The sequence below is a fragment of the Streptomyces sp. NPDC059201 genome, assembly GCF_042754585.1.
In the GTDB taxonomy this organism is placed as follows: Bacteria; Actinomycetota; Actinomycetes; order Streptomycetales; family Streptomycetaceae; genus Streptomyces.
Window position 1 is genome coordinate 575,075 of record NZ_JBHZBB010000001.1, and the last position, 24,776, is coordinate 599,850.

A 24,776-nucleotide genomic window follows, 5' to 3' on the forward strand; every position below is an offset into this window, starting at 1 on the left:
GAGGACTTCGGTGAAACAGGTAGTGCAGAACTACAAGAGCGGCGAGCTGGCGCTGCTCGACGTGCCGGTGCCCGGCTGCAAGCCGGGCGGAGTGCTGGTCAGGACCGCCTACTCCCTGATATCCACCGGCACCGAACTGATGAAGGTGTCCGAGGCGGGCATGTCGATGGTCGGCAAGGCCCGCTCCCGGCCCGACCAGGTGGCCAAGGTCGTGCAGAGCGTGGCCACCAACGGGGTGCCCGCCACCTACCGCAAGGTGATGGGCAAGCTGGACTCCTACACGCCGCTCGGCTACTCGCTGTGCGGGGTGGTCGAGCGGGTCGGCGCCGGGATCGACGACGTGAAGGTCGGCGACCTGGTGGCCTGCGCGGGCAACGAGCACGCGCTGCACGCCGAGCTGAACTGGGTGCCGAAGAACCTCTACACCCCGGTGCCGGACGGCCTCGCGGCCCGCCACGCGGCCTTCGGGACCGTCGGGTCGATCGCGCTCCAGGGCGTCCGCCAGGGCGAGCCGCGGCTCGGCGAGGTGGCGCTGGTCATCGGCCTCGGGCTGATCGGGCAGCTGGTGACGCAGCTCCTCGCCGCCTCGGGCGTCCGGGTCGTCGGCGTCGACCCCGACCCGGCGCGGTGCACGCTCGCCGAGCGCCTGGGCGCGGCGGCCTGCGGAGACCCCGACTCGGCGGCGGTGGAGCACGCGGTCGCCGAACTCACCGGCGGCCACGGCGTGGACCAGGTGTACCTGGCGGCCGGCGGCGGCAGCAACCAGCCCGTCGAGCTGGCCGCCCGGCTGTGCCGGGACCGCGGCCGGGTCGTCGACATCGGCAAGTGCCGCCTGGACCTGCCGTGGAACGCGTACTACGAGAAGGAGCTGGACGTCCGCTTCTCCCGCAGTTACGGCCCCGGGCGCTACGACCCGGAGTACGAGCTGGAGGGCCGGGACTATCCGATCGGCTACGTGCGCTGGACCGAGCGCCGCAACCTCGCCTGCTTCCTCGACCTCATGGCCCGGGGCAGCGTGGACGTGGAGCCCCTGGTGTCCCACGTCGCCCCGTTCGACGACGCCGTGGAGACGTACCGGCGGCTGACGGACGGCGAACTGAGGGCCGTGGCCGTGCTGTTCCGGTACCCCGGGGAGACCGCGGAGACGCCGGCGGAGGCGCCCTCGGTGGCCGTGCCCTCGGTGCGGCGCGCCGCCGGGGCGCCCGCCCCGGCCCGGATCACCGGGCGGCCGGTGCGCCTCGCGTTCGTCGGCGCGGGGAACTACGCGACGTCGATGCTGCTGCCGCACCTGGCCGGGCGCGACGGCGTCGAGCTGTCCACGGTCGTCACCACGACGGCGCTGTCCGCCGCCAACGCGGAGCGGAAGTTCGGCTTCGCCCGGGCCACCACGGATCTCGACGCCGTGCTCGGTGACCCGTCCGTCGACGCGGTGTTCGTCGTCACCCGCCACAGCTCGCACGCCGAGCTGACCCGGCGGGCGCTGCTCGCCGGCAAGGCGGTCTTCGTGGAGAAGCCGCTGGCGCTCAGCGAGGACGAGCTGGCCGGGGTGCTCAAGGCCGTGGAGGAGTCCGGCAACGACCGCCTCCAGGTGGGCTTCAACCGCCGGTTCGCGCCGCTGCTGCGGGAGGCCAAGGAGCGGTTCGGGGCCCGGACCGGCCCGGCGAGCCTCCGGTACCTCGTCAACGCGGGCCGGCTCGACCACAGCAGCTGGTACCTCCGGCAGGGTTCCGAGGGCTCGCGGTTCGAGGGCGAGGGCGGGCACTTCATCGACACGGCGAGCTGGCTGCTGGGGGCCGACCCGGTCTCCGTGTACGCGGCGGCCACGCCCGGCAACGAGGACCTCCAGGTGGTCCTCGGCTACCCGGACGGGTCCACCGCCACCCTCAGCTACGTGACCAGCGGCGCGTCCGGCTTCCCCAAGGAGACGCTCGACCTCCTCGCGGACGGCAGGGTGCTGCGGCTCGACGACTTCGTCCGCGCCTCGGTCCACGGGCCCAAGCGGTGGGTGAGCTCGCGGCTGCCGAAGGCCCGCGACAAGGGCCAGTCCGCCGAGCTGGCCGCGTTCGTCAGGGCCGTACGGACCGGCGGGCCGATGCCGGTGCCGCTGGAGTCTCTGGTGGCCACGACGGCGGCCACCCTCGCCGTCGGCGCCTCGCTGGCCGCCGGCGTACCGGTGACGACGGCGGCGGCGCGATGACCATGAGCACGGGCTGGTACCTGCGACGGCTGTCCCGGATGGGGCCGCGCGAGGTCGGCGGCCGGGTGGGCGACGCGGTGCGCAGGCGGCGGTGGCGGTCGGCGCGCCCGGCCCGCCCCGGCGTGACCGGCGCCCGGTTCACGGCGGTCCTCCCGCCGGGGGCGCTCGCCGCGGTGCCGCCGGACGCGGCGAAGCGGCTCGTCGCCGAGGCGGACCGGCTGATGGCCGGGCACGCGGAGTACTTCGGGGTGGAACGCGACGACCTGGCCGACCCGGACTGGTGGTACGACCCGAAGACCGGCCGCCGCGCCCCGTGGGGCTACGCCTTCGACGTGCCGTACCGGGACGAGGAGGCGGTCGGGGACATCAAGCAGATCTGGGAGCTGTCCCGGCACCAGTACCTCACCGTGCTCGCCGCCGCCTACGCCCTCACCGGGGACGAGCGGTACGCCGAGCGCGTCGCCGAGCACCTGCGCTCGTGGTGGGCGGCGAACGCGCCGCTGCGCGGGGTGCACTGGACCAGCGGCATCGAACTGGGCATCCGGCTCCTGTCTTGGGTCTGGATCCGGCGGCTGCTCGACGGCTGGCCGGGGGCGGCCGCGCTGTTCGAGGACAACCCGGTGGCGGTGGGCCAGATCTGGCACCACCAGCGCTGGCTGGCCGCCTTCCCCAGCCGGGGGTCCTCGGCGAACAACCACATCGTCGCCGAGGCCGCCGGGCAGTTCGCCGCGTCCTGCGCGTTCGGCTGGTTCCCCTCGTCGGCGCGGTGGCGGGACGACGCGCTGCGCTCGCTGGAGAAGCACCTGCGGAGCAACACCTTCCCGTCCGGCCTCAACCGCGAACTGGCCACCGAGTACCACGGCCTCGTCCTCGAACTCGGCCTGGCCGCGCTGGCCGAGGCCGACACCGCCGGCGTGCCGGTGCCCGCGACCGCCCGGCTGGTGCTGCTGCGGATGACCGACGCGCTCGCCGCCGTCGTGGACGGCCGGCTCCGGCCGCCGCGCCAGGGCGACGCGGACGACGGGCACGGCCTGATCGTGGACGGGGCGGGCACCGACCGCTGGGGCTCGCTGCTGGCCACCGGGGACGCCGTCTTCGGCCGGCTCCCCTGGTGGCCGGAGGTGACCGGCACCGACGTGCGCACACCGCTGCTCGCCGCGCTCCTGCGGCCGTACGCGAAGCCGGGGACGACACCGGTCGTGACCCGCCCGTCGAGCCGGCCCGCCCACTTCGCCGACGCGGGCCTGACCATCCTGCGCGGCCCGGACGGGATCTGGTGCCGCTGCGACGGCGGTCCGCACGGCTTCCTGTCCATCGCGGCGCACGCCCACGCGGACGCCCTGTCCGTGGAGGTCCGCCACGACGGGGTCGACGTGCTCGCCGACCCGGGGACGTACTGCTACCACGGACAGCCCGAGTGGCGGCGGTACTTCCGCTCCACCCTCGCCCACAACACCCTCCAGTGGGACGGCGCCGACCAGTCCGTCTCCGGCGGCCCGTTCCTGTGGACCCGGCACGCCCGCACCCGCGTCCTCGTCGCGGACGCCTCCGGTGGGCCGGTGGCCCGCTGGTGCGCCGAACACGACGGTTACGAGGGCGTGGTGCACCGCCGCCGGGTGGAGCTGACCGCCGCGAGCCGGGAGCTCCGGGTGGTCGACGAGGTGCACGGCGGCCGGGGGCCCTTACGCCTCGCCTTCCACCTCGGCCCCACGGTCGGCGCGGAGCTGGTGGACAACCGGGCCGTGCTGACGTGGAGCCGGGACGGCGAGGACCGCTCCGCGGTGCTGGAGCTGCCCGAGGAGCTGTCCTGGCGGGCGCACCGCGGCGAGAGCGCCCCGCCGCTGGGCTGGTACTCCCCCGGCTTCGGGCGCAAGGAACCCGCCACCGCGCTCGTCGGCACCGGTACCGCCGACGGCATGGCGGGGTTCACCACCGTCCTCAGGTTCCACGGCTAGGGGGAGGAACGCGTGGTGACAGAGCGGCGGCACCGGAGGGTGCCGAGGGCACCTCTGGTGCCGCTGATGCTGTCGGTGCTGTCGGTGCTGTCGCTGGCGGCGGCGACCGGCTGTACAGGCACGGCGGGCGCGCCCGGCACCCCGGGCACCCCGTCGAAGGCGCCCGGGACCTCCGCATCAGACACCTCCACGCCCGGCGCGCCCTCCCCCGCCCTGGCCCGTGTGTGCGCCGCGCCAACCCCCGGCCCGGCGACGCCGCCCGCGGGCGCGGTGACCGTCGACCCCGGGGTCGTCGGCGACCTCGCGGCGAAGACCGAGAGCAGCCCGCCCGGCACCACGTTCTGGCTCCGGCCGGGGACGCACACGCTCGCCCCGGAGCCGTACGCGCAGGTCGAGACCAAGGAGGGGAACCGGTACGTGGGCGCGCCGGGCGCGGTGCTCGACGGCCGGAGGGTCAACCAGTACGCGTTCGGCGGCACCGCCCCCGCCGTCGCCCTCCGCCATCTGACCGTGCGGGGTTTCGCCGCGCCGAAGGACGAGGGCGTGGTCAACCACGACATGGCCGACGGGTGGGTGATCGAGCACACGCGGATCGAGGACAACTCCGGTGCCGGGCTGATGGCCGGCGCCCGTCAGCACCTGCGCGCCAGCTGCCTGCGCGGCAACGGCCAGTACGGGATGAACGCGTACAAGACCGGTGACTCGATCCGGGGCCTGGTCGTGGAGGGCAACGAGATCACGGGCAACAACACCGACGACTGGGAGCGGCGGCAGCCGGGCTGCGGCTGTACCGGGGGCATCAAGTTCTGGGCCGTCGACGGTGCCGACATCCGTGGCAACTGGGTGCACGACAACCGCGGGGCCGGGCTGTGGGCGGACACGAACAACAACGACTTCCTCTTCGAGGGCAATGTGCTGGAGGCCAACGACGGCGCCGCGCTGATCTACGAGATCAGCTACAACGCGGTCGTCCGGAACAACACGATCCGGCGGAACGGCCAGGTCGAGGGCCGTGCGGCCGCCGAGACCGGCGACGACTTCCCGTACGGGACCGTCTACGTCTCCGAGTCCGGCGGCGAGCCGCGGGTCCCGGCCCGCACGGACAGGATCGAGATCCACGGCAACGTGCTGGAGGACAACTGGTCGGGCATCACGCTGTGGGAGGACGCCGACCGGTTCTGCAACAGCCCGTCGAACACCTCGGCCGACTACTGCACGCTCCTGGTGAAGGATCCGGCCCGCTGCGCCCCGCCCGCGATCGCCTCCGCGCCGCTCCACTCCGACTGCCGCTGGAAGACCCGGCGGGTGGACGTCCACCACAACCGCTTCGTGCTGGGCGAGTCCGCCGCCGGGTGCGCCGGGGCGTGCGGCCGGATGGCGGTGCTGGCCAACCAGGGCAGCGCTCCGGACTGGTCGCCGTACCGGGGCGGAGGGGTGGCCGAGGCGATCACCCATCGGCAGGAGAACCGCTGGCACGACAACGTCTACGTCGGGCCCTGGACGTTCACCGCCCGCGACCCGGGACGGAACCTGGACGCCGGGCAGTGGCGGGCGGCGCCGTACGGGCAGGACGCGGGCAGCACGTTCCTCGCGCAGGGGGGTGACGGGGATGACCGCTGAGAGCACGCCGAGGATCGTCGGGGTGGCCTGGGCGCTGCTGGCCCTCAACACCCTCGGCTCCGCCGGGGCGAAGACCGTCGTCCCGATCCCCCGCTCGCTGATCCAGATGCTCACCATGGGCGCGCTGGTCGTCGCGTTCGCGCTGGCGCTGGCCGTCAACCGTCCGCTGCGCGTCCGGCCCAGCGCCTTCGTCTTCCTGCTGACCCTTTTGCTGGTGCCGAGCGTGATCGCCAGCGTGCATCTGGAGGTCGGGCTGGGCGCGCTGTTCCGGTGTACCCGGCTGACGCTCTTCGTCGCCACCCTGTGGCTGCTCACCCGCTGGTGGGACGGCGGCCTGACCTTCGTCCGGCACCACATCCGCATGTACGTCGCGGTGCTGGGGCTGGTGGCCGCCGGCCTGGTCGTCGCGCCGGGCACGGCGATGCCCGAGTACTACGGCGGGCGGCTGGTCGGCGCGCTGTGGCCGCTCACCCCGCCGCAGATCGGGCAGTACGCGGCGGTGGTCATCGGGCTCACCGTGCTGCTCCTGCTGGGCCGCAGGACCACCCCGTTCGGCGCGGCGGTGGTCGTCGTGCCGTCCCTGGTCCTGCTCGCCATGACCCATACCCGTACGGCCACGCTCGGGCTGCTGATCGGGCTGGGGCTGGCGATCGGTTCGCTCTTCCTGACCAGCGCCGCCGCTCGCAAGGTCTTCGCCTGGGCGGTGCTGTGCGCCACGGTGGCCGCGCTGGTGTTCAGCTCCGCGCTGCGGGCGTGGTTCCTGCGCGGGCAGAGCCAGGAGAACTTCTCCAACCTCACCGGCCGGGCGAAGGTCTGGGACGCCCTGCTGGCGGCGCCCCGCACGGCGGGCGAGCGGCTGTTCGGGGTGGGCCTGGGCGACAAGTCCTTCGACGGGCTGCCGATCGACAACAGCTGGCTCGCCGTCTACCACGAGCAGGGTCTGCTGGGCGTCAGCCTCGTGGCGGCGCTCCTCGTCGTCCTGGGCGGCGTCGCGCTGCTGCGCCCGCCGTCGCTGCCGAGGGCCTGCGCGATCTTCCTGATCAGCTACTGCGCGCTCTCCTCGTACACCGAGGTCGGGCTCGGTGACGCCTCGGCCTATCTGCTGCATCTCGCCCTGGCCGCCTCGCTGCTGGTGGTCCCCACCACGGCTCCGCAGGCGGCTCACCCGGCGGCTCCCCCGGTGGCGGGCGGGCTTCCCCCACGACACGTCCCGCGATGGGCCAGGAGGTGACCTGAACATGCGTGTCCTTGTGGTGCACAACCGCTACTCCTCGGCGCAGCCGAGCGGGGAGAACAGAGTCGTCGACGAGGAGGTCGGGCTGCTGCGGGCGGCCGGCCACCAGGTCGAGCTGTTCGAGCGGCGCAGTGACGACATCGCCGCCCGGTCGCTGCTGGGCAAGGTGGCGGTGCCGCTGCTCGTGCCGTGGAACCCGGCGGTCCGGACGGAGCTCGCAGCCCGGCTGCGGGCCGGGAGGCCGGACGTGGTGCACGTCCACAACGTGTTCCCGCTGCTGTCGCCCGCGGTGCTGGCCGCCTGCGCCGACGTGGCCGTGCCGGTCGTGGCGACACTGCACAACTACACGCAGGTGTGCCCGCCGGGCACGCTGCACCGGGACGGGCGGGCGTGCGGCGAGTGCGTGGGGCCGAAGGTGCCGCTGCCCGCCGTCCGGCACGGCTGCTACCGGAACTCCCGGCTGGCGACGGTGCCGCTGGCGGTCGGTCTGGCGGTCAACCGGCGGCGGTGGTGGTCGGGGGTGGAGCGGTTCTTCTGCATCTCCGCGGCGCAGCGCGACGTCCTGGTGCGGTCCGGCATGCCGGCCGAACGGCTGGTGGTGAAGCACAACTTCGTACCCGATCCGGGTACGGGCCGCACGGGCGCCGGGGACCATCTGCTGTTCCTCGGGCGGCTCGCGGAGGCCAAGGGCGTACGGCTGCTCATGGCCGCGTGGGACGAGGTCGCGGCGGGCGGCGGTGTGGGCGTGCCGCTGGTGATCGCGGGCGCGGGGCCGCTGGAGCGCGAGGTGGCCGCGTGGGCGGCGGACCGGGACGACGTGCGGTACGTCGGCCTGTACGACCCGGTCCAGTGCCGGGAGGCCGTCGCGCGGTCGGTGGCCGTGGTGGCGCCCTCGCTGTCCCTGGAGACCTTCGGTCTGGTGGTCGCGGAGGCGATGGCGGCGGGGGTACCGGCCGTCGCCGCCCGTCACGGCGCGTTCGTGGAGCTCGTCGAGGACGGGGTGACCGGGCTGCTGCACCGTCCGGGCGATCCCGCCTCGCTCGCGTCCCGTCTGCGCGAGGTGGCGGCCGGCCGGGCCCGCGACCGGGAGATGGGCCGGGCGGCCCGGCTGCGTTACGAGCGGTTCTTCAGCCCGGCGGTCGGGCTGGAGCGCCTGGTGGAGGAGTACCGCGCCGCGATCGCGGGGCGGACGGAATCGATGGGGGGCAGTCAATGACACGGTGCCGACTCTGCGGTTCGGCGGCGCTGGGGAGCGTCGTCGACCTGGGGGCGACCCCGCCGTGCGAGAGCTTTCTCGCCGCGGACCAGCTGGACCTGCCCGAGCCCGCGTACCCGCTGCACCTGCGGGTCTGCACCGACTGCTGGCTCGCGCAGATCCCGCCGCTGATCACGCCGGAGGACACGTTCAAGGAGTACGCGTACTTCTCCTCGTACTCGACGTCCTGGGTGGAGCACGCGCGGACGTTCGTCGCGGGCGCGGTGGAGCGGCTGGGGCTCGGGCCGGACTCGTTCGTGGTCGAGGTCGCGAGCAACGACGGGTACCTGCTCAGGCACGTGGTGGACCGGGGGATCCGCTGTCTCGGCGTCGAGCCGTCGGTGAACGTCGGCGCGGCGGCGCGGGAGGCGGGCGTGCCGACGGTCACGGAGTTCCTGGACGAGGCCACCGGGGCGGCGGTGCGGGCCGGGCACGGCGCGGCGGACCTGGTCGTCGCCAACAACGTGTACGCGCACATCCCGGACGTCGTCGGGTTCACCCGGGGGCTGCGGGCGCTGGTCGCGGACGACGGCTGGGTCTCGATCGAGGTGCAGCACCTGCTGACCCTGATCGAGGAGAACCAGTACGACACGATCTACCACGAGCACTTCCAGTACTACACGGTCGCGTCCGCGATCCGGGCCCTGGCGAGCGGCGGGCTATCGCTGGTGGACGTGGAGCTGCTGCCCACGCACGGCGGGTCGATCCGCCTGTGGGCCCGCCCGTCCGAGGCGGCCGGCGAGCCGACGCGCAGGGTCGCCGAGGTCCTGGACCGGGAGAAGGCGGCCGGGCTCCAGGAGCTGTCCGGGTACGCGGAGTTCTCCGCCCGGGTGGCCAAGGTGCGCCGGGACCTGCTGCGGTTCCTCGTCGAGGCGGCCGACCGCGGCGAGACGGTCGTCGGCTACGGCGCCCCGGGCAAGGGCAACACCCTGCTCAACCACTGCGGCATCCGGCCCGACCTGCTCGCGTACACGGTCGACCGGAACCCCTACAAGCACGGCAGGTTCACCCCGGGCACCCGCATCCCGATCCTGCCGCCCGAGCGGATCGCCGCCGACCGGCCGGACTACGTGCTCGTCCTGCCGTGGAACCTGCGCGACGAGCTGGTCGAGCAGCTGTCCTTCGTGCACGACTGGGGCGGCCGTCTGGTCTTCCCCATCCCGGAACTGAGCATCGTCGAGGTGACGCGATGAAGGTCGTCCTGTTCTGCGGGGGTTACGGGCTGCGCATGCGCGCCGGGGCCTCCGACGACATGCCCAAGCCGATGGCGATGGTCGGCCCGAGGCCGCTGATCTGGCACGTCATGCGCTACTACGCGTACTACGGGCACAAGGAGTTCATCCTGTGCCTCGGCTACGGCGCCCACCACATCAAGGACTTCTTCCTCCACTACGAGGAGACGACGTCCAACGACTTCGTGCTGCGCGGCGGGCGGACCGAGCTGCTGTCCACCGACATCGCCGACTGGAGCATCACGTTCGCGCAGACCGGCATCGAGTCGCCGATCGGCGAGCGGCTGCGCCGGGTGCGGCACCACCTGGACGGCGACGAGATGTTCCTCGCCAACTACGCCGACGTGCTCACCGACGCCCCGCTGCCGGAGATGATCGACCGGTTCGCGCGGCGCGACGCGGGCGCGTCGATGATGGTGGTGCCGCCGCAGTCCTCGTTCCACTGCGTGGACCTGGGCGAGGACGGCCTGGTGGGCGGCATCACCCCGGTGAGCGAGCTGCCGCTGTGGGAGAACGGCGGCTACTTCGTGCTCCGCCAGGAGGTCTTCGACCACATACCCGAGGACGGGGACCTGGTCGCCGACGGCTGCGCCGGGCTCGCGAAGGAGGGCCGGCTGGTGGCGCACCGGCACCGCGGCTTCTGGAAGCCGACCGACACGGTGAAGGAGCGGGCGGCGCTCGACGACGCCTACGCGCGGGGCGACCGCCCCTGGGCCGTGTGGGAGCGGGCCGCCGCCGGGGTCCGGGCGTGATCCGGCTCGGGGCCGGGCCCCTGGAGCGGGTCGTGGCGGTGGGCGCGCACTGCGACGACATCGCCATCGGCGCCGGCGGGACCCTGCTGACGCTGTGCCGGGCGCGGCCCGGCGTCCGCGTCGACGCGCTGGTCCTCACCGGCGGGGGCGGCGAGCGGGAGCGGGAGGAGCGGGCCGCGCTCGCCGCCTTCTGCCCGGACGCCGACCTGCGGCTGACCGTGCTCAAGCTGCCGGACGGCCGGCTGCCCGCGTACTGGGACGAGGCCAAGGCCGCGGTCGAGGAGCTGCGCGCGGGGACGGAGCCGGACCTCGTGCTCGCCCCGCGCACCGCCGACGCGCACCAGGACCACCGCGGTCTGGCGCGGCTGATGCCCACCGCGTTCCGCGACCACCTGGTGCTCGGCTACGAGATCGTCAAGTGGGACGCCGACCTCGGCCGCCCCACGGCCTACCAGCCGCTGACACCGGAGACCGCAGAGGACAAGGTGCGGCTGCTCCAGGAGCACTACCCCTCGCAGCGGCACCGGCCCTGGTACGACCGGGAGGCGTTCCTCGGACTCGCCCGGATCCGCGGCATCGAGTGCCACGCGCGCTACGCCGAGGCGTTCGACGTCACCAAACTCACTCTCGACCTGGGGGAATGACACGTGCGTGTACTGCTGACCGGACACCAGGGCTACCTCGGGACCGTGATGGTCCCGGTCCTCGAAGCCGCCGGGCACGAGGTCGTCGGGCTCGACTCCGGCCTGTTCGCCGACTGCGTCCTCGGCCCCCGGCCCGTGGACCCGCCCGGGCCTCGGGTGGACCTGCGCGACGTCACCGCCGAGCACGTGGCCGGGGTGGACGCCGTGATCCACCTGGCCGCACTCTCCAACGACCCGCTGGGATCGCTGGCGCCGGAGCTGACCTACGACATCAACCACCACGCCTCCGTACGGCTGGCGCGGCTGGCCCGCGACGCCGGCGTGCGGCGCTTCCTGTACGCGTCGACCTGCTCGGTCTACGGTGCCGCCGGCGGCGACGAGCTGGTGTCCGAGGAGGCGCCGCTGCGCCCGGTGACGCCGTACGCCGAGTCGAAGGTGCGCGTCGAGGACGACCTGCGCGCGCTGGCCGACGGCGACTTCACCCCGGTGTACCTGCGCAACGCCACCGCCTTCGGCTTCTCCCCCCGGCTGCGCGCCGACATCGTGCTGAACAACCTGGTGGGCCACGCGCTCCTGACCGGCGAGGTCCGGGTGCTCTCCGACGGCACCCCCTGGCGCCCGCTGGTGCACGCCGCCGACATCGCCCGCGCCTTCGCCGCCGCCCTGACGGCGCCCCGGGAGTCGGTCCACGACCGGGCCTTCAACATCGGCAGCGAGGCCAACAACGTGACGGTCGCCGAGATCGCCGGGCAGGTCGCCGAGGCGGTCGACGGCTCACGGGTGGTGATCACCGGGGAGACCGGCGCCGACCCGCGGTCGTACCGCGTGGACTTCTCCCGCTTCCGCGCCGCGGTCCCCGGCTTCGACTGCGAGTGGTCGGTGAAGCGCGGCGCGCTGGAACTCGCCGACGCCTACCGGCAACACAGCCTGACCCGCCAGGACTTCGAGCGGCGCTTCACCCGCCTCGCCGTGCTGCGCGCGGCGACCGGGGAAGGCACCGTCGACGACACCCTGCGGTGGCGCCGATGACGACGGCCGGCGAGGAGATGCACGCGCTGGTGGAGCGGCTGTACCCGCTGTGCCGGAGCATCACGGGCGACGGGGTGCGCGCCACCCTGGACATCGTCGGCGAGTACGTCCCCCTCCAGGTCCACGAGGTGCCGACCGGGACCCAGGTGCTCGACTGGACGGTGCCGCAGGAGTGGAACATCCGGGACGCGTACGTCGCCGACTCCACGGGCCGGAGGGTCGTCGACTTCGCCGCGTCCAGCCTGCACGTGCTCGGCTACAGCGTGCCGGTGTCGGCGACCATGCCGCTGTCCGAGCTGCGCGGACACCTCCACACCCTGCCGGACCACCCGTCCTGGGTGCCGTACCGCACCAGCTACTACACGCCGCAGTGGGGGTTCTGCCTGGCCCAGGAGACCCTGGACGCGCTGCCGGAGGGCGCGTACGAGGTGCGCGTCGACTCGACGCTCGAAGACGGGCACCTCACCTACGCCGAGCACGTGGTCCCCGGGCAGGTCGCCGACGAGGTGATCGTCTCCTGCCACGTCTGCCACCCCTCGCTCGCCAACGACAACCTGGCCGGTATCGCGGTGGCGACGTTCCTCGCCCGGGCGCTCGCGGAGCGGACGCCGTACTACACCTACCGGTTCATCTACGCGCCCGGCACCATCGGGGCGATCACCTGGCTCGCCCGTAACAGGGAGAGGATCGAGCGGGTCAAGCACGGGCTCGTGCTGGCCTGCGCCGGGGACCCGGGCCGTCTGACGTACAAGCGGAGCAGGCGCGGCGACGCGGAGATCGACCGGGTGATGCGGCACGTCCTGACCTCGTCCGAACGGCCGCACCACATCGCCGAGTTCACCCCGTACGGCTACGACGAGCGGCAGTACTGCTCGCCCGGCTTCGACCTCGGCGTGGGCTCGCTCAGCCGGACGCCGTACGCCGGCTATCCCGAGTACCACACCTCGGCGGACAACCCGGACTTCGTCTCCCCCGAGGCGATGGAGGACACCCTCGCGGTGTGCCGCGAGGCGTTCGCCGTGCTCGACCGCAACCGGACGTACGTCAACCTCAGCCCGTACGGCGAACCCCAGCTGGGACGAAGGGGGTTGTACGCGTCCCTCGGCGGGCGCAGCGACGCCCAGCAGGCCCAGATGGCCATGCTCTGGGTGCTGAGCCTCTCCGACGGCGGGCACAGTCTGCTCGACGTCGCCGAGCGTGCCGGGCTGCCGTTCGACACGGTCGCCGACGCGGCCGACGCGCTGGGCGCCGCCGGGCTGATCAAGGTCTGACGCGATGAGCACCGAGGAGGAGACGACGACACCGGCGGAGCGGCGGACCGCCAAGCGGGCCGTGGCGGGGCGCCTGTCCTGGGGACTGGCCGACCAGGCGGTGTCCAGCCTGTCCAACTTCGCCGTGGGCATCTGCGTGGCGCGCTCGCTCGGGCTGACCGCCTTCGGCGTGTTCAGCCTGGCCTGGCTGACGTACGGCGTGGTGCTCAACGTCTCGCGCGGCCTGGCCACGGACCCGCTCATGGTGCGCTTCAGCGGCGTGCCGGCCCCGGCCTGGCAGGCGGCGGTGGCCCGGGCATCGGGCACCGCGCTCGGCGTCGGGGCCGCCCTCGGCGCCGTGTCCCTGGTGGTCGGCCTCGTGGTCGGCGGCGGCCTGGGCACGGCGTTCGCGTGCCTCGGCGTCGTCCTGCCGGGACTGCTCCTGATGGACGCGTGGCGGTTCGCGTTCTTCGCCGCCGGGGCCGGGCGGAAGGCGTTCGTCAACGACCTGGTCTGGGGCATCGCGCTCGTCCCGGCCATGGTGCTGGCGACCCGCGTGGGCGGCGTGGCCGCCTTCGTGCTCGCCTGGGGCGCGTCCGCCGCGGTGGCCGCAGTCTACGGCTGGCTCCAGTCCGGCATCCGGCCCCGGCCGGGCGGGGCGCGGGCGTGGCTGCGGGAGCACCGCGACCTCGGCTCCCGCTACCTGGTCGAGAACGTCGCCAACAGCGGCGCGAGCCAGCTGCGGGCGTACGGGCTCGGCGTGATCGCCGGGGTCGGCGCGGTCGGGGTGATCCGCGGCGCCGAGCTGCTCCTCGGCCCGTTCCTCGCCGTGCTGATGGGCCTCTCCCTGGTCACCGTCGCGGAGGCGGCGCGGGTGCTGCGGCGGGCCCCGCACCGCCTCGGCGCCTTCTGCCTGCTCCTCGGTGGCGGGCAGGCCGTCGCCGCGCTGCTCTGGGGCGGGGCGCTGCTGCTCGTCCCGGACGGGGCCGGCGCGTTCGTGCTCGGCGACGTCTGGGGCGCCGCCTCGGAGCTCATCGTGCCGGTCACGCTCGGCGTCGCCGGTGCCGGCCTCGGCACCGGCGCGGCGGCCGGGCTGCGCGCGCTCGGCGCGGCCCGGCGCAGCCTGCGCAGCCAACTGGTCGCCTCCGCCTGCTACGTCACCGGCGGGCTCGGCGGAGCCGCCGCGTACGGCACCGCCGGCTCTGCCTGGGGCGTCGCCGCCGCGACCCTCTGCGGCTCCGCCGTGTGGTGGCTCCAGCTCCGCTCCGCCCTGCGGGAGCACCACCGGAACCACCGTGCCGACCTGTCAGATGCTCCCGACGTTCCCGAAGTTCCGGAAGTACCCGAAGTGAGGACCTCATGACCGCCCGACCCCGGCTGAGCATCGGCCTGCCCGTGTACAACGGCGAGGAGTACCTCGCCGAATCGTTCGACGCCCTGCTCGGCCAGACCTACGAGGACTTCGAACTGGTCGTCTCCGACAACGCCTCGACCGACGGTACGCGGGACATCTGCCGCCGCTACGCGGAGAAGGACTCGCGCATCCGGTACCTACGCCTGCCGCGCAACATCGGCGCCGCCCCGAACCACAACCACGTCTTCACCCAGTGCCACGGCGAACTGTTCAAGTGGGCCTCGCACGACGACCTGTACGCCCGGGACCTGCTACGGCGCTGCGTCGACGCCCTGGACGAGCGGCCGGAGGTGATCCTCGCCCACGCCGACCAGGCGGTCATCGACGAGGACGGCCGGGTGAAGGTCCCGTACGACTACACCCTCGCCACCGCCTCCCCGTCCGCGCCGGAGCGCTTCCGGAGCATGCTGTTCGAGCCGGGCGGCGACGACTTCTACGGCGTGATGCGCGCCGACGTGCTGCGCCGGGTGAAGCCGCACGACAGCTACCACCACGCGGACCGCACGTTCGTCTCCGAGATCGGCCTGCACGGCCCCTTCCACCAGGTGCCGGAGCTGCTGTACTTCCGCCGCGACCACCCCACCCGGGCCGAGCGGGCCAACCCGTCCAAGCGCTCCCGGTGCGTCAACCTGGACCCGCGCCGGGCGGGCCTCCTGCACCCGACCCCGCGGCTGCTCGCCGAGTACGTGTGGGGTTTCGTCGCGGCGATCCGGCGGGCGCCGCTGTCCCCTGCCGACCGGCGCGCCTGCTACCGGCACCTGGCCGAGTGGGCGGCCAGCCGGGCCCGGCCGGGCGCGGGCGAGCGGGTCGAGGACCGCGCCCCGGTCGACCCGGCGAAGCTTTCGGTCTCCGTCGACGCGCTCGTCGCGGGACGCGAGGGCAGGCGGGCGTGACTCCGGTACGGGTGGGGGTCTTCGGCCTGCTCGGCTCGGGGAACCTCGGCAACGACGGCTCGCTGGAGGCCGTGCTCGGGTACCTGCGCGCCGCGCACCCGGACGCGGTCGTGGACGCGCTGTGCGGGGGCCCCGAGGCGGTGACGGCCCGGTACGGGATCCCCGCGACACGGCTGCACTGGTACCGCGGCGAGTACCGGACCGCGTCGCGGGCGGGCGCGGTCGCGGGCAAGGGCCTCGGCAAACTCGTCGACGCCGTCCGCACCGCCGCCTGGGTACGCCGGCACGACGTGGTGATCGTCCCCGGGATGGGCGTCCTGGAGGCCACGCTGCCGCTGCGGCCGTGGGGCTTCCCGTACGCGCTGTTCCTGCTCTGCGCGGCCGGCCGGCTGTCCCGTACCCCGGTCGCGCTGGTCGGCGTCGGCGCCGCCGCGATCCGCGACCGGCCGACCCGCGCCCTGGTGCGCTGGTCGGCACGGCTGGCCGCGTACCGCTCCTACCGGGACGAGCTGTCCCGCGACGCGATGCGGGCGATGGGGGTGGACACCGCGCGCGACGAGGTCCACCCGGACCTCGCGTTCGCCCTCCCGACGCCGGGGGCGGGCCCGGAGGCGGACGCGTCCCCAGGTGCGTCCTCGCGTGCGACGGGCCGGGTCTGCGTCGGCGTCATGGCCTTCCACGGCGGCAACGACGACCGCGCTCGGGCCGAGGAGATCCATCGGCGCTACCTCGACGGGACGACGGCCTTCGTCCGCGCGCTCGCCGAGGAGGGGCGGTCGGTACGGCTGCTCACGGGCGACGCGTGCGACGCGCCGGTAGTCGAGGCGATCCTCGCCGCGGTGGACTCGCCGCTGGTCACCGCCGCCGTGACGGCCTCGCTCGCCGACCTGATGGCGGAGGCGGCGGCGGCCGACACCGTGGTCGCGACCCGCTACCACAACCTGGTCTGCGCGCTGAAGGCCGGGACGCCGACGCTCGCGCTCAGCTACGCCGCGAAGAGCGACGCGCTGATGGAGCGGATGGGGCTCGGCGCGTACCGCCATCCGGCGCGCGAGGTCGACGCCGGCCGGCTGCTCGAACAGTTCCGGGCGCTGGAGAAGCGCTCGGCGGACCTGCGCGCGACCCTAGCCGAACGGAACGAGGTCGCCGCCCGGCAACTGTCGGACCACTTCACGGCCCTGACGGCGGCCCTGTTCCCGACCCAAGACCGCGACGAATTCCACCATCACGCCCCTGCCCCCGTTCCGAGGAAGGCCCCATGAAAGCGACCGAAGTCCCGGAGATCGCCGGCGCGTACCTGTTCGAGCCGACCCCGTACGCCGACGAACGCGGCTCCTTCTGCCGCACCTTCGACGCCGACGTGGTCCGCTCGGTGGGCATCGACCCGGACGCCTTCGTCCAGGACAGCCTGTCCCGTTCGGTCCGGGGCGTGCTGCGCGGGCTGCACCTGCGCTCCGGCGCCGGCGAGGCGAAGCTGGTGCGGTGCTCGTACGGGAGGATCTTCGACGTCGTCGTGGACCTCCGGGCGGACTCGCTGACCTACCGCAACCGGGCCTTCTTCGAGCTGTCCGACGAGACGCAGACGACCCTCTACATCCCGGCGGGGTGCGCGCACGGCTTCCAGGCGCTGACCGGGCCCGCCGACGTCTCGTACCGCATCGACCGCCCCCACGACCCGGCCGAGGACGTGACGATCGCCTTCGACGACCCGGAGCTCGCCATCCCGTGGCCGCTGCCGGTCACCTCCATGTCCCGGCGGGACCGGGAGGCCCCCGGCCTCGCCGAGGCCCTGAAGCAGAAGGAGAGCTGAGGCCCGCGTGGACACCGAGGAGTTCCGGCTGCCCCGGTCGCGGGCGGCGAACGAGCGGCTGCACGCCCTGATTCCCGGGGGCGCGCACACGTACGCCAAGGGCGACGACCAGTACCCCGAGAACCTCGCGCCGGTCATCAGCCACGGCCGCGGCGCGCACGTGTGGGACATCGACGGCAACCGCTACGTCGAGTACGGCTCCGGGCTGCGGTCGGTCAGCCTCGGGCACGCGCACCCCCGGGTGACCGAGGCGGTGCGGCGGGAGATCGACCGGGGCGGCAACTTCGTCCGGCCGTCCGTGGTGGAAATCGAAGCGGCGGAACGGTTCCTGGCCACGGTGCCCACGGCCGAGATGGTGAAGTTCGCGAAGAACGGCTCCGACGCCACGACCGCCGCGGTGCGTCTCGCCCGCGCCGCGACCGGGCGCCCGCGGGTGGCGGTCTGCGCCGACCACCCGTTCTTCTCCGTCGACGACTGGTTCATCGGTACGACGCCGATGTCCGCGGGCATCCCGGCGTCGGCCACGGACCTCACGGTGGCCTTCCCGTACGGTGATCTGGCCGCCACGGAGGAGCTGTTCGCCCGCCACCCGGACGAGATCGCCTGCCTGATCCTCGAACCGGCCACCCACACCGAGCCCCCGCCCGGCTATCTGGCGAGCCTGCGCGCACTGGCCGACCGCCACGGCTGCGTCCTCGTCTTCGACGAGATGATCACCGGCTTCCGCTGGTCGGAGGCAGGCGCCCAGGGCCTGTACGGCGTCGTCCCCGACCTCTCCACCTTCGGCAAGGCACTCGGCAACGGCTTCGCGGTCTCCGCGCTTGCCGGGCGCCGCGAACTCATGGAACGGGGCGGGCTGCGCCACTCCGGGGACCGCGTCTTCCTGCTGTCCACCACGCACGGCGCGGAGACGCACGCGCTGGCCGCCGCCGTGGCCGTCCAGACCACCTACACCGAGGAGGGCGTCACCGCCCACCTGCACGCCCTCGGGGAACGGCTGGCCACCGGAGTCCGCGAAGCCGCGGCCGCCATGGGCGTAGGCGACCACCTGCTCGTACGAGGCAGGCCCAGCAACCTCGTCTTCGCCACCCTCGACGCGGAGCTCCGGCCGTCACAGGAGTACCGCACCCTGTTCCTCCACCAACTCCTCGCGGGCGGCGTCCTGGCCCCCTCGTTCGTGGTGAGCAGCGCCCTCACGGACGCCGACATCGACCACACGGTGGACGTGGTGGCCCAGGCGTGCGCGGTCTACCGCAAGGCCCTGGACGCCCCCGACCCCACACCCTGGCTGGCGGGACGCCCGGTGAAGCCGGTGTTCCGGCGCAGGGCGTGAGGTGCCGGGCGGGTGTGACGCCGCCGGGCCTGAGGTGACGCGAAGTCAGCGCCGGTCCGGCCGACGGGCGTCGGCGATCCCGTCGATCGCCCAGGCCGTCGCCGGCACCACCGCCAGCGCCGTGAACCAGCCGCCGAGGGTGTCGGTCGGGTAGTGGGCGCCCAGGACGACCTGGGCCCAGCCCATGGCGGCGCCCGCCGCCAGGGCGGCGGTGAGGACGAGGGACAGTCCGGCCGTCCTGCCCAGGCCGAGCCGGCCGGTCGCGAGCAGGGCCGCCACGATGGCGAAGGCGGTGAGGAAGGCGGTGTGGCCGCTCGGGAAGGCGAGGTGGCCGCCGTGGATGGTGCGCCCCACCAGGGGCTTGAGCAGCTTCGTCGCCACGACGGCCGTGCCGGTCCCGGCCACCACCAGAACCGCCGCGCGCGGACGCCTCAGCAGCAGACAGCCCAGCACGCCCGTGCCGACCAGGGCCGCCGCGCCGTACGGCTCCCCCAGGAAGTCCGTGGCGTCGGCGAAGGGCCGCCACGACGGGCCCACCCCGTCCACCACGCCGAAGACCCGCTGGTCCACCCGTCCGGGCCCGCTGGCACCGGCGAAGAGCACCCCGAGCACGACGACCACCAGCGCGGCCAGAGCCGCCGTCACTCCCAGCCACGCACGCAGCGCGGCGGGCAGCACGGCCGCCCCCCGGCCCCTGACCCCGTCCAGCATCGTGCGCCGCACCTCCCCCTCCTGTCGGGCCCCTAGTCGGACTGGGGCTTGTCTTCGCGTGTGCCCGCGCTGACCAGCCCCGTCTCGTACGCGACGATGACGGCCTGGACGCGGTCCCGCAGGCCGAGCTTGGCGAGGATGCGGGCGACGTGCGTCTTGACGGTCGCCTCGGCGAGGTGCAGCCGGGCGGCGAGTTCGGCGTTGCTGAGGCCCCGGGCGAGCAGGCCGAGGACCTCCAGTTCGCGCGGGGTCAGGGCGGCGAGGTCGCGGTGGAGGGCGGCGGTGTCGGCGCCGCGACGGGTGAAGCGCTGGACGAGGCGGCGGGTGATGGCGGGCGCGAGGAGCGCGTCGCCGGTGCGCACGGTACGGACGGCCGCCGTCAGTTGCTCGGGGGTGACGTCCTTGAGGAGGAAGCCGCTCGCCCCGGCGGACAGCGCCGCGTAGACGTACCGGTCGAGGTCGAAGGTGGTCAGGATGATGACGCGGGGCGCGTCGGAGCCGCCGGCGAGGATGCGGCGGGTGGCCTCCAGGCCGTCCATCTCGGGCATCCGTACGTCCATGAGGACGACGTCGGGACGCGTACGCCGCACGGCGTCGACCGCCTCCGCCCCGTCGGTCGCCTCGGCGACGACCTCGATGCCGTCCGCGCCGAGGATCAGCCGGAATCCGGTGCGTACCAGGGTCTGGTCGTCGGCGAGGACCACCCGCGGCGGCCGGTTCATGTGGTCTCCAGGGGGATCAGGGCCTCCACACGGTAGCCGCCGGTCAGGCGGCGGCCCGCGCGCAGGGTCCCGTCGTGGACGGCGAGGCGCTCGCGCAGGCCGATCAGGCCCCGGCCGCTGCCGGTTCCGGCGGCCGGCCGGCCGCCGGTGTCGGTGACCTCCACCCGGAGCCGGTCGGGGTGGTACTCGACGGTGACGGCGGCGGTGGCCCCGGACGCGTGCTTCACGGTGTTGGTGAGCGCTTCCTGGACCACGCGGTACGCGGCGAGTTCGAGGCCGGGCGGGAGGGGGCGGGGCGGGCCGGTCACCGTCAGCTCCACGGGCAGCCCCGCGTCACGGACCCGCCCGACGAGCGTGCCGAGCTGGTCGAGGCCGGGCTGCGGGGCCAGTTCCGCCTCCGTACCCGACAGGCCCCCGTCCGTCTCCGTTCCGGTGTCGTCGGCGGCGTCGTCGTCATCGTCCATCGTCAGCAGGCCCATGACGTGCCGGAGTTCGGTCATGGCGGCCCGTCCGCCCGCCTCGACGGCGAGCAGCGCCTCGGCGGCCTGGTCCGGGGAGGTCTTCATGATGGTGCGGGCGGCGCCCGCCTGGATGATCATCACGCTGACGTTGTGGGTGACGACGTCGTGGAGTTCGCGGGCGATCCTGGCCCGCTCGTGCTCGACGGCCCGGCGCAGCGCCTCGGCCTGTTCGCGTTCGAGGGCGGAGAGCCGGGTGCGGCCCTCGTCGGTCCGCAGTCTCCAGGTCCGCAGGCCGACGGCCGCCACCGCCATCGGGACCAGGATCAGCAGGGCGATGTACTCGTTGGGGACGATGGGCGTCACCGAGTTCCCCGAGGTGCCGACCAGGGCGACCGACACGGGCAGGGCGGCGAGGGTCGCGACGCGGTAGGGGCTGTACACGGCGGCGCTGTAGACGGCGATGACGAACGCGTAGAAGGTCAGCCGCAGGACGCTCTGGGGCGTGGCCAGGGTCGCGGCGGTCACCACGCACAGCACGGCGAGGGGGTAGCGGCGGCGGAACGCCAGCGCGCCGGAGGCGAGGACGGCGAGCGTCACCATGAGCGCCAGACCGCCCGCGCCGGAGGGGCGCGTCAGGACGACGCGCTCCATGCCGGGGGCGATCTCCCGCACCAGGACGACGCCGACGTTGTCGATGCCGTAGTAGACGGTGGTGGCGCCGAGGACCAGGGCCGTCAGCACGTCGAAGTGCCAGGCGCGCCGCGTGGGCCGTGGCGGGGGCCCGCTCGGCACCCAGAGGTCGCGGAGCGTCCCGCAAGCGGCTTCCCGCAGCCTTTCCGGCGTCGTCCGTCGATCCGTCACCGGTTCATTGTCACCGCCGCCCGGCCCCGGCGAGTCCGACTCCGAGGCGGCTTTCGGCGCGCGGCGTACATCGGGCGCCTACATCTCAGGGATGACGTCCGGAACGCCTGGTCCCAGCGCGGTACGGCAAGGGGTCCGGGCGGCCGACGCGGGCGGGCCGGGTCCGCTCCTAGCGTGCACGAGCCCGACCGCTCGTACCCGAGGAGAACGTCATGACCCTGCCGGTGATCGAACTGCGTGAGGTGAGCCGTCGGTACGACGGCGGGCCGCCCGCCCTGCACGAGCTGTCGCTGACCGTCGCGCGGGGTGAGGCCGTCGCGATCGTCGGCCCGTCGGGCAGCGGCAAGTCGACGCTGCTCAACCTGATCGCGGGTCTGGACCGGCCCGACGCGGGGACGGTCACCGTGGACGGGGTGCGGGTGGACGAGCTGGGCGAGGCCGGATCGGCGCTCTACCGGCGGACGAAGATCGGCATGGTCTTCCAGTTCTTCCACCTGCTCGACGACCTCACCGTCACCGACAACGTCGTCCTGCCCGCGCGTCTCGCCGGTGCGGCACGCGGCCGGGCGGAACGGCGGGCGGCCGAACTCCTGGAGCTGCTGGGCATCGACCGGCACGCCCGCGCCTACCCCGGGCGGCTCTCCGGCGGCGAACGGCAGCGGGTCGCGGTGGCCCGCGCCCTGATGAACCGGCCGGCGCTGCTCCTCGCCGACGAGCCGACCGGGGCCCTGGACACGGCCGCCGGTCAGGACGTGAGCGCGCTCCTCGCCGACCTCCACGCGGAGGGCCAGACGATCGTTGTGGTCACCCACGACCTGGCCCTCGCCCGGTCCTGCACGGGCCGCACGGTGCGGATCGCCGACGGCCGGATCACGGAGGACGTCCGGTCGCGGGCCGCCGCCGTCGCCTCCGGCATCGGCGCCTCGGGAACCGGTGCCTCGGGTGCCTCGGAGGTCGTGCGATGAGCGCGCTCGGCACGGTGGTGCGCTCGGGGGTGGGGAAGCGCCGGGTGCAGACCCTGGTCATCACCCTCGCCACCATGATCGCGGTGGCCGCCTCCGTCCTCGGCGGCTCGCTGCTCGTCGTCTCGGGCGCGCCCTTCGACGCCGCCTTCGCGCGGCAGCTCGGCGCGCACCTGTCCGTGCGGTTCGACGCGGACGAGGTGGGTGCGGGAGCGCTGGCGGAGTCCGCGGACGCCGAGGGGGTGAGCGCCGCGGCGGGTCCGTTCCGTACGGCGACGGTCGCCCCGTGGTCGGAAGGGCCCGGCTCCGGGTGGCCGATCACCGTGGTCGGCCGGGGCGATCCGGGCCGGGGGGTGGACGAGGTGGCGCTCGTCGAAGGGCGGTGGGCCGCGCGCGCCGGCGAGATCGTCCTCGCGGCCCGCTCCCCGCTCGCGCCGGTCCTCGGCGCGCGGGTCTCCTTCCCCGATCTGCCCGGCGCTCCGGCCCTGACGGTGGTCGGGGTGGCGCGCTCGGTCACGGAGACCGCCGACGCCTGGGTGGTTCCGGAGCAGATGCCGGCGCTCACCGTCCCCGGCGGGGGCGGCTACCAGATGCTGTACCGCTTCGCCGACGCGGGCACGGCCGCGCGGGTCGCCGCGGGCGGCGCGACGGTGACGGACGGGCTGCCCCCGGACGCCGCCGTCGGCAGGCAGTCCTGGCTCACCGTCAAGGAGGAGGCCGAGCGCGACACCGCCGTCTACGTGCCGTTCCTCGTCGCCTTCGGCGCCCTGGGCCTGGTGATGTCGGTGCTCGTCGTGGGCAACGTCGTCGCCTCCGCCGTCGGCACGGCGACGCGCCGCATCGGCATCCTCAAGGCGATCGGCTTCACCCCGTCGCAGGTCGTCCGGGCGTACGTGGGCCAGGCGCTGGTGCCGGCGGCGGCCGGTACCGCCCTCGGTGTGCTGACCGGGCATCTGCTCGCCGTGCCCGTCCTGAGCGAGACGGGCGAGGTGTACGGCACGCCGTCCCCGGCCGTCGCCCCCTGGGTCGACGTGGCGGTGGTCGCCGGCGTCCTCGGGCTGGTGGCGGTGACCGCGTGGGCGAGCGCCTGGCGGGCCGGCCGGCTGCGTACGGTCGACGCGCTGGCCGTGGGACGGGCCACCTCGGCGGGTCGCGGCCGGTGGGCGGCCCGGCTGGCCGGACGGCTGCCGTTGCCGCAGCCCGTCGCCCTCGGCCTGGCCCGGCCGTTCGCCCGGCCCGCCCGAGCGCTGGCCATGGGCACAGCGATCCTGTTCGGAACCGTCGCCGTCACGTTCACGGTGGGGATGAGCGCCTCGCTCGGCCAGGTGATGGAGGCCCGGGCGCACGACGCGGCCGATGTCGTGGTGCCCGCGCCCGCGCCGGACTTCGGCCCCGGAGGCCCCGGCGGTCCCGGTGGTCCCGGTGGCCCCGGCGGTCCTCGCGCCGACGGCCCGCCCCGGGCCGACGCGGCACGGATCGCGAAGGCCATCGACGCGGCGGCGGGCACCGCGAAGCACTACAGCTCCGCGAAGGTGCGGGGAACCGTGTCCGGTCTGCCCGGCATCGTCGACGTCCTCGCCTTCACCGGCGACGCCTCCTGGGGTGGCTACACGATGGTCTCGGGCCGCTGGTTCGAGGCGCCGGGCGAGGCGGTGGTCCCGACCGCCTTCCTGTCCGCCACCGGCACCCGCGTCGGCGACACCGTCACCCTGGACGGGTGGGGCCGGCCCGTCACCGTCCGGATCGTCGGCGAGCTCCTGGACCCCCGCAACGACGGCAAGCAGGTCTTCACCGACGCCGCGTCCCTCGCGGCGGCCCGGCCCGACCTCACGTACACGAGCCATCACATCGCCGTCGTGCCGGGGACCGACGTGACCGCCTACGTCGGCGGACTGAACGGGGAACTGGCGCCGTTGGGGGCCGCCGCGCAGGCGGGCGGTGTCGGCTCGGGCAGCGACATGGCCGTCACGCTCGGCGCGCTCTCTCTGAGCCTCACCCTGATGATCGTGGCGGTCGCCGCGCTCGGCGTGCTGAACGGCGTCCTGCTGGACACGCGCGAGCGCGTCCGGGAGATCGGCGTCCACAAGGCGCTCGGCATGACCCCGCGCCAGACCGTCGCCATGGTCCTGACCTCGGTCGTCCTGACCGGACTGGCCGCGGGCGCGGCCGGGGTCCCGCTCGGCATGACGCTGCACGGCTGGGTCGTCCCCACGATGGGCGAGAGCGTGGGCCTGCGCCTCCCCGACTCCGTGCTCGCCGTCTACGGCGCGGCGGACGTCCTCCCGCTCGCCTTCGGGGGCCTGGTCATCGCCGTCCTGGGCGCCCTGCTGCCCGCCGGCTGGGCGGCCAGGGCCCGGACCGCCACGGCCGTGCGCACGGAATAGGGGCGGTCCAGGGATGCGCGGTCCGGTCCGGCTCGGTCCGGTCCGGCCGGTCCGGCT

General features: G+C 74.3%; 20 protein-coding genes. 17 read left to right on the top strand and 3 right to left on the bottom strand.

Translation table 11 applies throughout. From position 1 onward, the window contains the following. Window positions 1–10: 10 nt before the first annotated feature. From ACFXMG_RS02605 to ACFXMG_RS02675, 15 genes are all read left to right on the top strand, one after another. On the top strand, window positions 11–2,197 hold the full coding sequence (locus ACFXMG_RS02605) for a bi-domain-containing oxidoreductase (RefSeq protein WP_383816215.1): 2,187 nt from the start codon (window positions 11–13) through the stop codon (window positions 2,195–2,197). Further along, window positions 2,194–4,152, top strand: coding sequence for an alginate lyase family protein (locus tag ACFXMG_RS02610; RefSeq protein ID WP_383816218.1), 1,959 nt, complete (start codon window positions 2,194–2,196; stop codon window positions 4,150–4,152). The genes ACFXMG_RS02605 and ACFXMG_RS02610 overlap by 4 nt, the downstream gene beginning before the upstream one ends. 66 nt (window positions 4,153–4,218) lie before the next feature. Continuing rightward, window positions 4,219–5,772 carry a right-handed parallel beta-helix repeat-containing protein gene (locus tag ACFXMG_RS02615; RefSeq protein WP_383816409.1) on the top strand — a complete coding sequence of 518 codons (1,554 nt, stop codon included), beginning with the start codon at window positions 4,219–4,221 and terminating at the stop codon, window positions 5,770–5,772. Further along, on the top strand, window positions 5,762–7,003 hold the full coding sequence (locus tag ACFXMG_RS02620) for an O-antigen ligase domain-containing protein (protein WP_383816221.1): 1,242 nt from the start codon (window positions 5,762–5,764) through the stop codon (window positions 7,001–7,003). Before ACFXMG_RS02615 ends, ACFXMG_RS02620 begins: the two co-directional genes overlap by 11 nt. Before the next feature lie 7 nt (window positions 7,004–7,010). Beyond that, on the top strand, window positions 7,011–8,222 hold the full coding sequence (locus ACFXMG_RS02625; RefSeq protein WP_383816223.1) for a glycosyltransferase: 1,212 nt from the start codon (window positions 7,011–7,013) through the stop codon (window positions 8,220–8,222). Continuing rightward, window positions 8,219–9,454 (top strand): class I SAM-dependent methyltransferase, encoded by a 1,236-nt coding sequence (locus ACFXMG_RS02630; RefSeq protein WP_383816226.1) that lies wholly within the window; start codon window positions 8,219–8,221, stop codon window positions 9,452–9,454. The genes ACFXMG_RS02625 and ACFXMG_RS02630 overlap by 4 nt, the downstream gene beginning before the upstream one ends. After that, the gene (locus tag ACFXMG_RS02635) at window positions 9,451–10,245 is read left to right on the top strand and encodes a glucose-1-phosphate cytidylyltransferase (protein ID WP_383816228.1); all 795 of its coding nucleotides are present in this window, start codon (window positions 9,451–9,453) and stop codon (window positions 10,243–10,245) included. Before ACFXMG_RS02630 ends, ACFXMG_RS02635 begins: the two co-directional genes overlap by 4 nt. Further along, window positions 10,242–10,889: a PIG-L deacetylase family protein gene (locus ACFXMG_RS02640; protein WP_383816231.1), complete on the top strand. Its 648-nt coding sequence runs from the start codon at window positions 10,242–10,244 to the stop codon at window positions 10,887–10,889. Before ACFXMG_RS02635 ends, ACFXMG_RS02640 begins: the two co-directional genes overlap by 4 nt. Before the next feature lie 3 nt (window positions 10,890–10,892). Next, entirely contained in the window at window positions 10,893–11,918 is a 1,026-nt protein-coding gene (locus ACFXMG_RS02645) for an NAD-dependent epimerase/dehydratase family protein (protein ID WP_383816234.1), read from the top strand. Then, a complete protein-coding gene (locus ACFXMG_RS02650; RefSeq protein WP_383816237.1) occupies window positions 11,915–13,189 on the top strand; it encodes a DUF4910 domain-containing protein in 1,275 nt (424 codons plus the stop codon). Before ACFXMG_RS02645 ends, ACFXMG_RS02650 begins: the two co-directional genes overlap by 4 nt. Window positions 13,190–13,193: 4 nt before the next feature. Continuing rightward, a complete protein-coding gene (locus ACFXMG_RS02655) occupies window positions 13,194–14,531 on the top strand; it encodes a hypothetical protein (protein WP_383816240.1) in 1,338 nt (445 codons plus the stop codon). Continuing rightward, window positions 14,528–15,475, top strand: a complete 948-nt coding sequence (locus tag ACFXMG_RS02660) for a glycosyltransferase family 2 protein (protein ID WP_383816243.1) — start codon at window positions 14,528–14,530, stop codon at window positions 15,473–15,475. The genes ACFXMG_RS02655 and ACFXMG_RS02660 overlap by 4 nt, the downstream gene beginning before the upstream one ends. After that, on the top strand, window positions 15,472–16,737 hold the full coding sequence (locus ACFXMG_RS02665) for a polysaccharide pyruvyl transferase family protein (protein ID WP_383816247.1): 1,266 nt from the start codon (window positions 15,472–15,474) through the stop codon (window positions 16,735–16,737). Before ACFXMG_RS02660 ends, ACFXMG_RS02665 begins: the two co-directional genes overlap by 4 nt. Next, window positions 16,734–17,285, top strand: a complete 552-nt coding sequence (locus tag ACFXMG_RS02670; RefSeq protein ID WP_383816248.1) for a dTDP-4-dehydrorhamnose 3,5-epimerase family protein — start codon at window positions 16,734–16,736, stop codon at window positions 17,283–17,285. Before ACFXMG_RS02665 ends, ACFXMG_RS02670 begins: the two co-directional genes overlap by 4 nt. Before the next feature lie 7 nt (window positions 17,286–17,292). Continuing rightward, the gene (locus ACFXMG_RS02675) at window positions 17,293–18,618 is read left to right on the top strand and encodes a glutamate-1-semialdehyde 2,1-aminomutase (RefSeq protein ID WP_383816250.1); all 1,326 of its coding nucleotides are present in this window, start codon (window positions 17,293–17,295) and stop codon (window positions 18,616–18,618) included. Window positions 18,619–18,663: 45 nt separating this feature from the next. On the opposite strand, the gene ACFXMG_RS02680 is transcribed toward ACFXMG_RS02675, so the two are convergent. From ACFXMG_RS02680 to ACFXMG_RS02690, 3 genes are read right to left on the bottom strand one after another with little or no spacing between them, the layout of a single operon-like run. Continuing rightward, complete coding sequence (locus ACFXMG_RS02680) at window positions 18,664–19,329, bottom strand: phosphatase PAP2 family protein (RefSeq protein WP_383816412.1); 666 nt, start codon at window positions 19,327–19,329, stop codon at window positions 18,664–18,666. A 32-nt stretch (window positions 19,330–19,361) separates the two neighbouring features. Next, window positions 19,362–20,051 carry a response regulator gene (locus ACFXMG_RS02685; RefSeq protein WP_383816253.1) on the bottom strand — a complete coding sequence of 230 codons (690 nt, stop codon included), beginning with the start codon at window positions 20,049–20,051 and terminating at the stop codon, window positions 19,362–19,364. Then, on the bottom strand, window positions 20,048–21,343 hold the full coding sequence (locus ACFXMG_RS02690; RefSeq protein WP_383816415.1) for a sensor histidine kinase: 1,296 nt from the start codon (window positions 21,341–21,343) through the stop codon (window positions 20,048–20,050). The genes ACFXMG_RS02685 and ACFXMG_RS02690 overlap by 4 nt, the downstream gene beginning before the upstream one ends. A 242-nt stretch (window positions 21,344–21,585) precedes the next feature. Here ACFXMG_RS02690 and ACFXMG_RS02695 point away from each other — a divergent pair, with 242 nt between their 5' ends. Continuing rightward, window positions 21,586–22,338, top strand: a complete 753-nt coding sequence (locus ACFXMG_RS02695; protein WP_383816255.1) for an ABC transporter ATP-binding protein — start codon at window positions 21,586–21,588, stop codon at window positions 22,336–22,338. Beyond that, a complete protein-coding gene (locus ACFXMG_RS02700) occupies window positions 22,335–24,719 on the top strand; it encodes an ABC transporter permease (protein WP_383816258.1) in 2,385 nt (794 codons plus the stop codon). Before ACFXMG_RS02695 ends, ACFXMG_RS02700 begins: the two co-directional genes overlap by 4 nt. The last annotated feature ends 57 nt before the right edge of the window (window positions 24,720–24,776 follow it).

Excerpts from the sequence above, each read along its gene's own strand:
- ACFXMG_RS02660 (WP_383816243.1), top strand. The coding sequence starts at position 14,528 with ATGACCGCCCGACCCCGGCTGAGCATCGGCCTGCCCGTGTACAACGGC.
- ACFXMG_RS02700 (WP_383816258.1), top strand. The coding sequence starts at position 22,335 with ATGAGCGCGCTCGGCACGGTGGTGCGCTCGGGGGTGGGGAAGCGCCGG.
- ACFXMG_RS02635 (WP_383816228.1), top strand. The coding sequence starts at position 9,451 with ATGAAGGTCGTCCTGTTCTGCGGGGGTTACGGGCTGCGCATGCGCGCC.
- ACFXMG_RS02695 (WP_383816255.1), top strand. The coding sequence starts at position 21,586 with ATGACCCTGCCGGTGATCGAACTGCGTGAGGTGAGCCGTCGGTACGAC.
- ACFXMG_RS02620 (WP_383816221.1), top strand. The coding sequence starts at position 5,762 with ATGACCGCTGAGAGCACGCCGAGGATCGTCGGGGTGGCCTGGGCGCTG.
- ACFXMG_RS02650 (WP_383816237.1), top strand. The coding sequence starts at position 11,915 with ATGACGACGGCCGGCGAGGAGATGCACGCGCTGGTGGAGCGGCTGTAC.
- ACFXMG_RS02615 (WP_383816409.1), top strand. The coding sequence starts at position 4,219 with ATGCTGTCGGTGCTGTCGGTGCTGTCGCTGGCGGCGGCGACCGGCTGT.
- ACFXMG_RS02680 (WP_383816412.1), bottom strand. The coding sequence starts at position 19,329 with ATGCTGGACGGGGTCAGGGGCCGGGGGGCGGCCGTGCTGCCCGCCGCG.
- ACFXMG_RS02655 (WP_383816240.1), top strand. The coding sequence starts at position 13,194 with ATGAGCACCGAGGAGGAGACGACGACACCGGCGGAGCGGCGGACCGCC.
- ACFXMG_RS02630 (WP_383816226.1), top strand. The coding sequence starts at position 8,219 with ATGACACGGTGCCGACTCTGCGGTTCGGCGGCGCTGGGGAGCGTCGTC.
- ACFXMG_RS02625 (WP_383816223.1), top strand. The coding sequence starts at position 7,011 with ATGCGTGTCCTTGTGGTGCACAACCGCTACTCCTCGGCGCAGCCGAGC.
- ACFXMG_RS02670 (WP_383816248.1), top strand. The coding sequence starts at position 16,734 with ATGAAAGCGACCGAAGTCCCGGAGATCGCCGGCGCGTACCTGTTCGAG.
- ACFXMG_RS02685 (WP_383816253.1), bottom strand. The coding sequence starts at position 20,051 with ATGAACCGGCCGCCGCGGGTGGTCCTCGCCGACGACCAGACCCTGGTA.
- ACFXMG_RS02610 (WP_383816218.1), top strand. The coding sequence starts at position 2,194 with ATGACCATGAGCACGGGCTGGTACCTGCGACGGCTGTCCCGGATGGGG.